The organism is Sphingomonas sp. IBVSS2, assembly GCF_002127225.1.
Classification (GTDB): Bacteria; Pseudomonadota; Alphaproteobacteria; order Sphingomonadales; family Sphingomonadaceae; genus Sphingomonas.
This window is the reverse complement of sequence record NZ_NFUR01000002.1, coordinates 649,943-663,168: the sequence shown is the minus strand read 5'-3', so window position 1 is coordinate 663,168 and position 13,226 is coordinate 649,943. Positions and strand designations below refer to the sequence as shown.

At 67.3% G+C, this 13,226-nt stretch carries 11 protein-coding genes; all 11 read left to right on the top strand.

The window, feature by feature from the left end:
• Window positions 1-224: 224 nt before the first annotated feature.
• The 11 genes from CAP40_RS09155 (at window position 225) to mgtA (ending at window position 13,186) form a co-directional block, all read left to right on the top strand.
• Entirely contained in the window at window positions 225-1,094 is an 870-nt protein-coding gene (locus tag CAP40_RS09155) for an AraC family transcriptional regulator (protein WP_179188012.1), read from the top strand.
• Between the two features lie 136 nt (window positions 1,095-1,230).
• Window positions 1,231-2,427: an amidohydrolase gene (locus CAP40_RS09150; protein ID WP_086129394.1), complete on the top strand. Its 1,197-nt coding sequence runs from the start codon at window positions 1,231-1,233 to the stop codon at window positions 2,425-2,427.
• A complete protein-coding gene (locus CAP40_RS09145; protein ID WP_086129051.1) occupies window positions 2,424-4,019 on the top strand; it encodes a GMC family oxidoreductase in 1,596 nt (531 codons plus the stop codon). The genes CAP40_RS09150 and CAP40_RS09145 overlap by 4 nt, the downstream gene beginning before the upstream one ends.
• A complete protein-coding gene (locus CAP40_RS09140) occupies window positions 4,016-5,491 on the top strand; it encodes an aldehyde dehydrogenase (RefSeq protein ID WP_086129050.1) in 1,476 nt (491 codons plus the stop codon). The genes CAP40_RS09145 and CAP40_RS09140 overlap by 4 nt, the downstream gene beginning before the upstream one ends.
• Window position 5,492: 1 nt before the next feature.
• The gene (locus CAP40_RS09135; RefSeq protein WP_086129049.1) at window positions 5,493-6,635 is read left to right on the top strand and encodes an MFS transporter; all 1,143 of its coding nucleotides are present in this window, start codon (window positions 5,493-5,495) and stop codon (window positions 6,633-6,635) included.
• A 3-nt stretch (window positions 6,636-6,638) separates the two neighbouring features.
• On the top strand, window positions 6,639-7,751 hold the full coding sequence (locus tag CAP40_RS09130; RefSeq protein WP_086129048.1) for a DUF2817 domain-containing protein: 1,113 nt from the start codon (window positions 6,639-6,641) through the stop codon (window positions 7,749-7,751).
• An 85-nt stretch (window positions 7,752-7,836) separates the two neighbouring features.
• The gene (locus tag CAP40_RS09125) at window positions 7,837-8,022 is read left to right on the top strand and encodes a hypothetical protein (RefSeq protein WP_086129047.1); all 186 of its coding nucleotides are present in this window, start codon (window positions 7,837-7,839) and stop codon (window positions 8,020-8,022) included.
• A 100-nt stretch (window positions 8,023-8,122) separates the two neighbouring features.
• Complete coding sequence (locus CAP40_RS09120) at window positions 8,123-8,692, top strand: hypothetical protein (RefSeq protein ID WP_086129046.1); 570 nt, start codon at window positions 8,123-8,125, stop codon at window positions 8,690-8,692.
• 35 nt (window positions 8,693-8,727) lie between these two features.
• On the top strand, window positions 8,728-9,252 hold the full coding sequence (locus CAP40_RS09115; RefSeq protein ID WP_086129393.1) for a hypothetical protein: 525 nt from the start codon (window positions 8,728-8,730) through the stop codon (window positions 9,250-9,252).
• Between the two features lie 51 nt (window positions 9,253-9,303).
• Complete coding sequence (locus CAP40_RS09110; protein ID WP_086129045.1) at window positions 9,304-9,978, top strand: hypothetical protein; 675 nt, start codon at window positions 9,304-9,306, stop codon at window positions 9,976-9,978.
• A gap of 493 nt (window positions 9,979-10,471) precedes the next feature.
• Complete coding sequence (gene mgtA, locus CAP40_RS09105) at window positions 10,472-13,186, top strand: magnesium-translocating P-type ATPase (RefSeq protein WP_086129044.1); 2,715 nt, start codon at window positions 10,472-10,474, stop codon at window positions 13,184-13,186.
• Window positions 13,187-13,226 lie beyond the last annotated feature (40 nt).

Here is a 13,226-nt window from a genome sequence, read left to right as displayed (position 1 = left end):
ACTCTTCACGCCTTTTGACGAGACGTTGTTATGCGCGGACCCGGATCGCTTATGGCGCGCGCAGAAAATCGACCGGAAGCGCCGCGCCATATGCGCGATCGGTCCGATTTGGCAGGAACCGGCTTCCGTGCGAAGCTGGGGGTTGGCATGCCGCCAATCGAGGCAAGACCATGGCGACCGCAGAGCTGCAAGGAGCACAACCGCCGGGAAAAGTTCCGCACTATGTGAATGGGCGCTTCGAACAATTCCTCCGCGACGACGAGATCAGTGGCGTGGTGATCGACGGCCGCTCCCGCGGCCGGATCGACGAGCAGCTGGTCGGCGACGGCCGGCTGACCTTCAAGGTGCAGCTGACCGGCGCGGGACACTATCAGTTCAACGACGCGCCGGCCTCGGAGATCGCCGGGGAGTGCCTGGTGATCGCGCACCAGCCCCTGGGCGTCGTCAAGCGGCAGATCATTCTCGACGATACCGAGGAACGCTCGGTGACTCTGTTCCTTCCTCGCCTGGACAATGGCCGGATCGCGGGCTTCGAGGACGAGGCACGGGAAGTCCGGGCGGCCAGTGCGTTCCTGGCCCAGCGCCTGCTGTTCCGGCGCTACCAGCTGCCGCGCGCCGCCGCGCTCTGCGCCGCCGAGATCCTCGACGCCCGCCGCTCGCCCTGGACCCAGGAACGGTTCAAGCGCGCCAAGATCGACGAATTGACTTGCCTGCTGCTCGATTTCTTCATCAGCCAGTTCAACCATCCCGACAATCACGGCCTCACCGAGCGCGAAGTCCGCCGCGTGCAGCAGGTTCGCGCGATCATCGCCGAGCATCTCGACCAGCCGCTCGGCGTCGCGGAGCTGGCCAGGGCGGTCGGCACCAACCGGACCCGGCTGAACACCGCGTTCCGCGCCTATTATGGCGAGACGATCGGCCAGGCGCTGCAGAAGGAACGGATGGAAAGCGCCCGCTTCCTGCTGGGCGAGGACACGCTGTCGATCAGCGAGATCGCGGAGCGATGCGGCTATGGCCATCTCAGCAACTTCTCGCTCGCCTACAAGGCCTATTTCGGAATGAGCCCGTCGGTCGCGCGCGGCAGTGCTGCATAAGGTGCCGCATAAATAGTGCGCCCGGCATAATCGATCCGCCGCCGCCATAAGCGTGCCGCCGCCATTAGCGCCTAGGGTCGGTTCGTGCCTTCCCACAGGCGAAGGTCCGACGATTGGAGCCATCATGAACCCGGCCATGCTTCTGGATCGAGAGATCGCCCCGCTCGTGGCCGAGATGACGGCCTGGCGGCGGCACTTTCACCAGCATCCGGAGCTGGGCTTCGAGGAAGTGGAAACCGCTGCCTTCGTCGCCGAGCGGCTGCGCGCCTGGGGCATCGAAACCCATGTCGGGCTGGGCGGCACCGGCGTTGTGGGCGTGATCCGGGGCGATGCACCCGCTGCGGGTGCCGCCTTGCCGAGCATCGGGCTGCGCGCCGATATGGACGCGCTGCCGATCGAGGAGCGGGGCCAGGCGCCGCATCGCTCGGCCCGGCCCGGCCTGATGCATGCCTGCGGGCATGACGGCCACACCGCCATGCTGCTCGGAGCGGCGCGGATACTGGCCGGGCGGCGCGATTTCGCCGGGACGGTCAATCTGATCTTCCAGCCGGCAGAAGAGGGCCTGGGCGGCGCACGGGCGATGATCGACGCGGGCTTGTTCGAGCGCTTTCCCTGCGACGCGGTGTTCGCGCTGCACAATGCGCCGCCGCTGCCGCTGGGCACCGCGGCGGTGCATGCCGGGCCGGCCTGCGCCGGCGCCGCGCGCTTCCAGGTGGAGGTGCGCGGACGGGGCGGCCATGCGGCGACACCGCATCTCACGGCCAGCCCGATATCGGCGGCGGCAGCGCTCGTGCCGCTGATCGAGGCGATACCGGCGCGCCGGATCCAGGCAAGCGGCATGGCGGTGGTCACCATCGGCTCGATCAATGGGGGCGACGCGTTCAACGTCGTCCCCGATGTCGTGACCCTGACAGGAACCGCGCGCGCATTCGACGGCGCGACGATGCAGGCGCTGGAGGCGGAGCTCCGCCGCTGCTGTGCCGGCATGGGCCAGGCGCACGACGTGACCTGCGACATGCGCTTCGAGATATTGTTCCCGCCGACCGTCAACCATGCCGGCGAGGCCGGGATCGCCGCGGCCGCGCTGAGCGAGATGCTGGGCCAGGCCGCGGTGATCCGCGACATGCCGCCGGTCACCGGCTCGGAGGATTTCGCCTATATGCTGGAGCGCCTGCCCGGCGCCTATGTGCTGCTCGGCACCGGCGTCGCCAAGGACACGCCGATGCTCCACAGCCCAGACTATGACTTCGAGGACCGGCTGCTGCCGATCGGCGCCAGCTTCTTCCTCAAGCTGGTCGACCACAAGCTCCGCAGGGACCGCGAGCCGGCATGACCGAGGCCGCGGGGGAGCATTTCGACTATGTCGTGGTCGGTGCCGGCGCGAGCGGCTGCGCCGTGGCCGGGCGGCTGGCGAAACTGCCCGGAACCAGGATCGCGGTGCTTGAGGCGGGGCGCGCCGGCCGGTTGCGGATCGAAGCGATCCCCGCCGCGACGATCCACACCAACGGCCACCCCTTCTACGACTGGAAACTGGTTTCCCAGCCGGATCCCAGCCGCCTCGACCGGGCCGAGGACTGGCCCCGGGGGCTCGGCCCGGGCGGCAGCACGCGGATCAACGGGATGATCTTCGTCCGCGGCGCGCCCGAGGATTTCGATGCCTGGCGCGATCTCGGCGCACCAGGCTGGGGCTATCGCGACCTGCTTCCCTATTTCCGGCGCATCGAAACCGTCGACGGTGCAGAATCCCAGATTCGCGGCGCCACCGGGCCGCTGCACGTGTCTCCCCTGCCCTATGTCCATGCATTGACGCCGCGTTTCATCGACGCGGCCGGCGAAGCGGGCCTGCCGTTCAATCCCGACATCAATGGCGCGCGGCAGGACGGCATCGGCCATGTGCAGAGCTCGGCCAGGAAGGGCCGCCGCCACGACAGCTACACGGCCTTTCTGAAACCGGCGATTTCCAGCGGCGGCGCCAGGATGCTGGAAGGGGCACGGGCACGCCGGGTGATCTTCGAGAATGGCCGGGCGGCCGGCGTGGAATTCGAGCAGGGCGGCGTGATCCGCACGATCTTCGCGCGCAGGGCGGTCATTCTGTCCGGCGGCGCGATCCATACGCCGCAACTGCTGATGCTGTCGGGAATCGGCCCGGGCGCCCGGCTGCGCGAATTCGGCATTCCGGTGCGTGTCGACGCCCCCGAAGTCGGCCGCAACCTGATGGAGCATGCCGGCATCTGGATGGGCCTCAGGGTCTCGGTCCCCACCCTCAACCAGCAGGCTAACCTGGCTGGAATGGCACGCGCGCTGCTGCTCTGGCTGGCGGGGAAAGGCCCTGCCGCCGCGCCAACGGCCCAGGCGGTCGGCTTCGCGCGAACCCTGGCCGGGCTGTCGGCGCCGGACATCCAGATCCACTTCACGCCCTTCGGCCGCGACGCCGAACGCAAGCTGGCACCGTTTCCGATGGTCAGCGTCGTCGCTAGCGTGAACCATCCGCTGAGCAAGGGCCGGATCGACCTGGCGAGCGGCGACCCCGCCGCCGCGCCGCTGATCTTTCCCCGGTTGCTCGACGCGCCCGAGGATGTCGCGACCTTGCGTCGCGGCGTGGCGCTGTGCAGCCGGATCGTCGATGCACCGGCTTTCCGCGACTATGTCGAGGAGCGGATCGGCTGGCCCGACCTGAATGCCGACGATACCGAGGCCGAGCGCCAGATCCGCGGCCTCGCGACGCCGCTCTATCACCCGGTCGGCACCTGCCGGATGGGATCGGACGCCGCCTCGGTGGTCGATCCGGCGCTCCGGGTCCGCGGCGTCGAGGGGCTCTTCGTCGCCGATGCCTCCATCATGCCCCGCCATATCAGCGGGAACACCCAGGCCGCCGCGATGATGATCGGCGACAAGGCCGCAGACCTGATCGGAACCTCTTCATGAATTCTCCGGCCGCCCGGAATATCCCGGCATGGGATACGCCCCTGCCGAAAGCGCTGGGTCACGCCTGGATCCGGGGCGAGGCCCGGGCATTTGGCGGGAATCCGATCGTCAGCGTCGACCCGACGACCGGCACGGTGTCGGGGGACTTCAACGATGGCGGCGCGCCGGCGGTCGAAGCGGCGGTGGTCGCGGCGCGCGCGGCCTTGCGGGCGGATTGGGGCCGGATCGACGCCGCCGAGCGCGCCGCGCTGCTGCTGGCCTGGGCGGCGCGCATTGCCGAGGAAGTCGAGCACCTCGCCTGGCTGGAGACGCTGGAAGTCGGCCGTCCGGTGGCCGATGCCAGGACCTTGATCGCGCAAGGGCCGCTGCTGATCGGCCATCATGCCAGCATGATCCCGGCCCTCGAGGAGGTCGCCGAGGGCGCGATCCGGCGCCCGCGCGGCGTGATCGGCGCGATCACCCCGTGGAATTTCCCCACCGCCAATGTGCTGATCCGCGCGGTCCCGATCCTGGCGGCCGGCAACACGCTCGTCCTCAAGCCGTCGGAACTGTCGCCGCGGTCGGCCGTCCTGCTCGCCAGGCTGGCAAGCGAAGCGGGTCTGCCGCCCGGCGTGTTCAACGTGGTGCCGGGGGCCGGGCACACGACCGGCGCGACGCTCGCGGCGCATCCCGGCGTCGACATGATCGCCTTTACCGGCTCGACATCGACCGGCCAGGCGATCATCCGGGCATCGGCATCGCGGTCGCTCAAGCCCCTGACGATGGAATGCGGCGGCAAGTCGCCCCAGCTGGTATTGCCCGACATGATCGGCCAGCCCGAAATCTGGCCCGGCGTCTTTGCCGCCGCCTTCTGGAACACCGGCCAATGGTGTTCGGCGCGGACCCGGCTGCTGGTGCCCAGGGGTGGCCTGGAAGCCGCGGTAGAGGGGCTGCGCGCCGCGGCTGCCGACTGGCCGGTGGGCGACCCGCGCGATCCGGCGACGAGGCTGGGGCCGCTCGCCAGCGGCAAGCAATATGACACCGTCCAGGGCTTTCGGGAGATTGCGCGGCGCACTGCGCGGGTGGAGCCGCTATCGGCCGTGCCCGAGGGCCTGCCGGCGAACGGTTTCCATGCCGCGCCCGAACTGGTGCTGGGCCCGGCACAGGATAGCCCGCTGGTCCAGCAGGAGATATTCGGCCCGCTGCTTACGGTGCAGGAATATGCCGATCTGGACGAAGCGATCCGGCTTGCGGACGACGGCCCCTATGGCCTTGCGGCGACCATCTGGGGCGCGGACCGGGATGCGGCCGGGCGGATCGCCGCCGGCCTGCGGGTCGGATCGGTGGACGTGATCGCCACCGCCGGGGCACGGCCGGGCATGGCGCTGGGCACGCCGTTCGAGCCGCGCAAGCAATCCGGTTTCGGAGTCGAGGGCGGGCTCGCCGGCCTCGCCGCCTTCACCACGCCCCAGACGATCGCCCATGCAGCCTGACATGCCCAGGGAATCGCGGACCAGCCTGGCCGCATTGATCGTCATCGGCACCGGCGCGATGACCAGCGCCACGCTGAGCCCGGTGATGCTGGGCCTCTATATCGACGAACTTCGCCTCACCGCTTCCCAGGCGAGCCTGGCGCTGGCCGCGGAGAACGGCGCCTATGCGCTGGGGCTGCTGCTCTTCTACCTCGTGCTGCACCGGGCGCGGCGCCCGATGCTCGCCGCGATCGGTCTCGCGGTCATGATCGTCACCAGCCTGTCGACCGCCAAGGCAGGCGGCTTCGTGCCGTTGCTGACGATCCGCGCTGCCTTTGGCCTGGCGATGGGCTTCACCGCGTCGACGGTGTTCGCCGCCTATGCCGGGCGGGCCGATCCGCAACGGGTCTGGGCGATCGCCACCTTCGTCAACCTGGCGTATGCCGCTCTGCTGCTCGCCCTGTCGGGATGGATCGCCCAGACCTTCGGCCTGACCGGCATCGTCGCGATACTGGCGATGGTCGCAGCAATCGGCCTCGCCTGCACGCGATTGATCCCACCGCCGCCTCGCCCGGTGCAAGCGGCGCATGCCGGCACCATCGGGCGTGGCCCGGCGATCAACGTTCCCGCCAGTTGCGGCGCGCTGGCGCTGCTCTGCCTCTATGCCGGCCATACCACCTTGTGGTCGTTCCAGGAGCGAATGGGCCTCGCGGTCGGCTTCGATCGCAGCCAGGTGGGCGTGCTGCTCGGCATTTCGGTGCTCGGTGCGATCGCCGGCGCCTTGCTGTCGATGGCGGCAGGGCACCGCTTCGGCCAGCGCGGGCCGAATGCGCTGGCCTTTGCCGGCCTGATCGCCTCTGCGCTGCTGCTCGCGATGCCGCTGATGGCCGCCTATGTAGCCGGCGCGATCATCGTCAAGACCGCCTGGTTCTTCGGCCTGCCCTTCATCCTGGGCGCGCTGGCCCGGCTCGACCGCAGCGGCCGCTGGAGCAGCATGGGAGCCGCCCTGCTCGCGCTGGGCTCCGCGATCGGGCCGGCGATCGGCGCCACCCTGGCCGGCTATGGCGCACACATGATCGGCTTCCTCGCGGCCGGCCTGTATCTGATGAGCTTCCTGTTCACCGTGCCGCTGTTCGCTGCCGATCGATCCGCGGCACCGCGCTGAGCCATGGCGCTGTTCGCCGAAAGCTATGCGGAGGCACGGCGCGGCTTCCGGACCGCCATGAAGAGGCTGGGCGGGCGGCTCGGGTCCGCATCCCTCCCGGGGATCGGAGCCGAGGGCGAAGCGCTGACCATCGACTGGGCGGTCATCGGGCCGGCCGGCGCGTCCGGCACCTTGCTGTCGATCTCGGGGGTGCACGGAGCGGAAGGCCATGCCGGATCCGCCGCGCAGCGCGCCTTTGCCGCGATGTTCGATCCGCGCGAGCTGGGAGAGGACTGCAACCTGGTGATGATCCATGCGCTCAACCCCTGGGGCGTCTCGCATGGCCACCGGACCGATGCCGACAATGTCGATCTCTCCCGCAACTTCTGCGATTTCGATATCCCGCTGCGATCCAACCCCCATTACGCCCGCGTGCACGACACCATCTGCCCCGATCGCTGGGACGACGGCCTGTCGAGCCGGGTCGGGGCGTTGTTCCAGTCGCTTACCGAGGAACTGGGGGCTGCGGCGGCGCTGACGGCTTTCACCGGCGGGCAGCACAGCCACCCGGGCGGCATCGGCTTTGGCGGCCTCCGGCCGTCGCCATCGCACGCGGCATTCGCGCGGATCGTCGAGCGGGAGCTCTCCGCCTGTCGCCGCATGGCGTATCTCGAATGGCACACCGGCTTCGGCGACTATGGCCGCCCGCTGGTCGTCGCGCTCGATGCGCCCGGCACGGCACCGCGCAACCGGATGGCTCGCTGGTGGGCCGATCAGGGGCTGCAAGGCGAGGACGAGGCCTTCGATTCGGGCGAGACGCCGGATTGGTCCGGACTGCTCCTGCCGGGTCTGCGCCGGCTGGCACCGCATATCGAGATCACGGGAGCGCCGATCGAGATCGGCACCGTCTCGAATTTCGAGGCATTCGAAGCGGTGATGATCGACCGGTGGCTGCGCCTGGGGCTCGAACTGGGGAGTGCCGATCTGCGTTCGATGCTGCGGGCGAGATTGCGCGCGGCCTATGATCCGGCGGATCCGGCATGGCGCGCGCAGGTAGTGGAGATCGGCCGCTCGATGCACGCGGCCGCGTTGCGCGGCTTGCGTGCATGGCAAAGGGAAGTCGGTGCCGAAGCCTAGTCCAGCCCGTCGCGGCGGGCTTCGACAATGCCTCGCATCGGCATTACGGATCCCCATCCCCTTCAGAGCCAATGGAAGACCGTCCATGTCGCATGCCCCGGAAACCTACGGCCTGGCTGCCTATGCCTATCTGCGCGCGCTGATCGCGGAGCTGCAGGAGGCCGATCCGAGCCTGCACGAACGGGTGTTGCGGCGGGCGATCGCCGGCTATGGCGAGAAACCGCGCCTCGGCGACCGGCCGATCATCCAGGCATTGGAGGCATTGCGATAGGCGGCCGCTTCCGCCCCCCGGGCCGAATCCGGGAGCGCCGGTTTTTTGGCTGTCGCCTGCAACCGATCGCCGCGTTGCGATTTCATAGGGACTGGGACGGATGGCTGCCGCGCTACCGCAGGGGAGATGGGGGGTTCTGGACGTTTTCGATCTGACCAGGCAGCCCGATCTGATCCGTCCGGCCTATGCCTTCGACCTGTTTTTCCTGGCGGTCGGCCTGGGCCTGATCGGGATGGTGCTGTACGTCTGCTGGCGCCGGCCATGGAAGATGCTGCTCTACCTGCTGATCGCGCTGGTTTGGACGGCCGGGGCGGGATGGATGACCTGGCACGATATCCGGCATGCCGATGCCGTGAGAACCCTGGTCAGGAACGGCCAGTTCACCAGCGTCGAAGGGTGCCTCGATCAGTTCCATCCGGGACTGGCCAATCCGAACGAGGCGGATTCCGGCCTCGAGCGCTGGAATGTCGGGGGCCGGGAATTCTATTATGCCGCAGACGAGATCCGGCTCGGCTATCATCGGGTCGAGCCGGGGGGCGGCCTGGTCCATGCCGATTCCTGGGTCCGCGTCGGCTATGTCCCGGACGACATGCGCGGGCACAACGACATTGTCCGGCTCGAGGTGAAACAGCATGCCTGCCCGGCGGCGCCGGATCTTTGGCCGAAATGACGTCCTCAACCCCCGCATCAAGCATGGGAGTATCGATGCTTCGCACCCTTTTCGCCGCCCCGATCCTGTCGGGAGCCCTCTTCGCCGCGCCGGCATCGGCGGACCCGTTCTACGACGCCGCGCTCTGCAAGCCGCCCTACACGACGGACACGGCCACGACGCTCTATGAGGCCGCCGAGAAGCTTGCCAAACCCGATACGTCGATGCTGGGCGCCTATGTCTACAGGCTGCCGCAGGCACTCGGGCAGGATGGCTTCAAGAGCAGCGAGGTCATCTTCGCGGGCACCGCGGTGGGCGTTCTGATCGAAGGGCTCCAGGCCGATGCGCTGGCCGAACGCTATCAGTTGACGAAGGAACGCTCCACGCTGCTCGGCACCGCGACCAAGGGCTATTCCCGCGCATTGCCCCAGGGCCAGCAGCCGCAGCCCGATCTGGGCATCGTTGCGATCGTCGCGCGCGAGAGCCCCTCGCTGCCCGGCAAGACGCTGCTCATGTGCGAGTTCGTCCTCAAGGCCGATCAGGAAGCACTCGATCGCTACGAGAAGTCGCGCACCCCATAGCGATGCCGCACGACGTACGGCTCCGGCTCCCCTTTTCCGGCAAGGTCCGCCATGGTCATCCTCTCGGCAATTTCATACTTCTTCACCCATCACCCCTTCTGGGCCTGGCTGGTCCTCGTCCTCATCGGAGTGCTGCTGGGCCGTCTGCTGGCGAAATGGCGCGGAAGCGGCGGCTGGTACGGGCTGATCCTGGTCTTCTTCATCTATGGCCAGATCAACCTCTTCACCGCGCATATCTTCAATGCGCTGTTCCTCGAAGCCTTCGGAGTCGATGGAACGGCGGTCATCACCCAGTCCGAGGAAACCAGCTCCACGCTGAACGACCAGAATATCTGGGCCTATGACGCGGTGGTGAAGACGGCGGACGGCAAGGACGTGGTGACGCGATTCGATACCATGTCCGCCAGCATCTATCCCATCACGAACGCCATCATGATCCCGCCCAAGGGCGAGACGTTCGCGATCAGATATATTCCGGGGCTTCCGCGCAATTTCGTGATCATGCGCGACCTGTCGCCCTATGGGAAAGAATATCTCCTCCAGGAGGATCGCAGGCCGGTGGAGAAGGCCGCGGCGCAATTCGCGGCCAGCCCGAACAACAAGGCCTTTGTCGCGGAATATCGGCAAGCGCTGGCGGCATTCATCGCCAAGCATCGCAACGACGCCGATCCCGCGCTGATCGCGAACTATCACGCGCAGCTCGATGCGCTGCCCCAGGCGGACTGAGGCCGGACCGACCGGGAGGGCATACCTTCGTATATGTGGAAGATACCAGGATATGCCAACGGAAACGCACGTATCGATGTCGAAATTCTGCCGTTGATCTAGGAGGTTTCGTAGAAACTTCAGAGACACCCGCCCTCGGTTGCTTGGGGAGCCGACGAACATGCCATGCGACACTAGTCGAAAATCCGCGCCGCTGTCGCTGTTCGATCGAGGCTGACCTTCCGGTTGCTCGCTGACAGCGCAGCGGCGCTGCAGCGAGGTACATCATGATCATAGCGACAGAAGCGCAATACCACGCGCCGTCATCCCGCCGCCCGGAGAAGACACGATCCCGAGTGTCGCTGCGCCGTCGCCTTGTCCACGGGAGCATTCCCTGGATTCCAGGCCGCAGGATCGTGTCAGGAGCGGAACGTCCGGCTCCCACTAGCGAAAGCCAGCTGCGGGCCCTGCACTGATCGCGGCCCCGTCTCCGATCTTATCCGGAAGAATCGACATGAACCCGACGACGAAGGCCACCCTGGCCGCTCCCAAGCGCTCCCGCGACCGCAAGCTGTCGGTGCGCGCAATCCGCGAGGCGCGGAACAGCGTCGGAACGACGCTCACCAATTTCCGCGCCAGCAGTGACGGGCTGACCGAGGCGGAAGCCGCAGCCCGCCTCGCCAAGGACGGGCCGAACGAAGTAGCGCATGATCGCCGCCCGCCCATATCCCTTCAACTACTGCATGCCTTCGCCAATCCATTCATTGCAGTGCTGATGGCCCTGGCGGCGATTTCATCGGTCACCGATATCGTCATTCCGCTGCGCGAAGGCGAGACTGCGGACTATACCGGCGTCATCATCATCGTGACGATGGTGATGCTGAGCGCATTTCTGCGCTTCTGGCAGGAGTATCGCTCCGGCAAGGCCGCCGACGCATTGAAGGCGATGGTGCGCACCACTGCCACGGTGCGGCGGCGCCGGGACGACGATGCCGAGCCGCGCGCGGGCGAGATTCCCATGGCGGAGATCGTTGTCGGCGATATCGTCCAGCTTTCGGCCGGCGACATGGTTCCCGCCGACATACGCCTGCTCGAATCGCGCGATCTGTTCGTCAGCCAGGCCGCTCTGACCGGCGAAGCGCTGCCGGTGGAGAAATACGACACGCTGGGCGCGGTGGCAGGCAAATCGGCCACCGCGGCGACGGACGACGACTCCAATGCGCTCGATCTGCCGACGATCTGCTTCATGGGCACCAATGTCGTGAGCGGCACCGCGACCGCGATCGTCGTCGCGACCGGAGCCAGGACCTATTTCGGCTCCCTGGCCAAGGCGATCGTCGGCTCGCGCGCGGAAACCGCGTTCGATCGCGGCGTGAATTCGGTCAGCTGGCTCCTGATCCGCTTCATGCTGGTGATGGTGCCGGTGGTGCTGCTGATCAACGGATTCACCAAGGGCGACTGGACCAGCGCCTTCCTGTTCGCGCTCGCGGTCGCGGTAGGCCTGACGCCCGAGATGCTGCCGATGATCGTCTCGTCCAATCTCGCCAAGGGCGCGGTGGCGATGGCGCGGCGCAAGGTGGTGGTGAAGCGGCTCAACGCAATCCAGAATTTCGGCGCGATGGACGTGCTGTGCACCGACAAGACGGGTACGCTGACGCAGGATCGCATCATCCTCGAGCAGCATCTCGATATCCATGGCGAGCGCGACGACACCGTGCTGCGCTATGCCTGGATCAACAGCCACCATCAGAGCGGCGTGCGCAACCTGATGGATCAGGCGGTGGTCCGCTTCGCCAGCGAATTGCCGGAAGTGATTCGCCCGGTCGAAAGCCATCGCAAGATCGACGAGCTGCCGTTCGACTTCGTCCGCCGCCGCCTCTCGGTGGTGGTCGAGGACACCGCGGGCCGGCAGCTGATCGTCTGCAAGGGCGCGGTGGAGGAAATGCTCGGCATTGCGCACGCCATCCGCGACGGCGGCACCGTGCGTCCGCTCGGCGACGAGGCGCGCCATGCGCTGGTCGCCCGCGCCCGCATGATGAATGCGGAGGGCTTTCGCGTGCTGGTGGTGGCGACGCGGACGGTGTCGGGAGACGAACGCAAGCCGCTCTACGGGATCGCGGACGAGCGGGACCTGATCGTCGAGGGCTTCCTCACCTTCCTCGATCCGCCGAAGGAAAGCGCGGCCCCGGCGCTCGCCGCGCTCGCCGCGCATGGCGTGGTCGTGAAGGTGCTGACCGGCGACAATGAGGTGGTCACGGCGCGTATCTGCCGCGAAGTGGGGCTGGAGCCGGGGCAACCGCTGCTCGGGCGCGAGATCGAAACGCTCGACGATGCGCGGCTGCGCGGGCTGGTCGACGAGCGGACGATCTTCGCCAAGCTCACCCCGCTCCAGAAGTCGCGGGTACTCAAGGCATTGCAGGCGAACGGCCATACCGTCGGCTTCCTCGGCGACGGGATCAACGACGCCCCCGCCCTGCGTGACGCCGATGTCGGCATCTCCGTCGACAGCGGCACCGATATCGCGAAGGAATCGGCCGATATCATCCTGCTCGAAAAGAGCCTGATGGTGCTGGAGGAAGGCGTGCTGAAAGGGCGGGAGACCTTCGGCAACATCATCAAATATCTCAACATGACGGCCAGCTCGAACTTCGGGAACGTCTTCTCGGTGCTGCTCGCCAGCGCCTTCATCCCTTTCCTGCCGATGCTGGCGATACAGATCCTGATCCAGAATCTGATGTACGACGTGTCGCAGCTCGCCCTGCCGTGGGACAGGATGGACCGCGAGTTCCTCATGCGTCCGCGCAAATGGGATGCGCGCAACATCGGGCGCTTCATGATCTGGATCGGACCGACCTCCTCGATCTTCGACGTGACCACCTTCGCACTCCTGTGGTTCGTATTCGGCGCCAATTCCCCCGAGCACCAGGCGCTGTTCCAGTCGGGATGGTTCGTCGAGGGGCTGTTGTCCCAGACGCTGGTGGTGCACATGCTGCGCACCCAGCGCATCCCTTTCCTCCAGAGCGTCGCGGCGCCGGCGGTGCTGGCGATGACGGCGCTGATCTGCGCGCTCGGCGTGTTCCTGCCTTTCTCTCCGCTCGGGGCGATGGTGGGATTTCAGCCGCTGCCCTGGCAGTATTTCCCCTGGCTGGCCGGGATTCTGCTGAGCTATTGCATCGTCGCGCAATCGATAAAGACGCTCTACATTCGGCGGTTCGGACAATGGTTCTGAATCGCGGCGCCTTGGCGTTCCGGGGCCCCTTCCCGCAGGA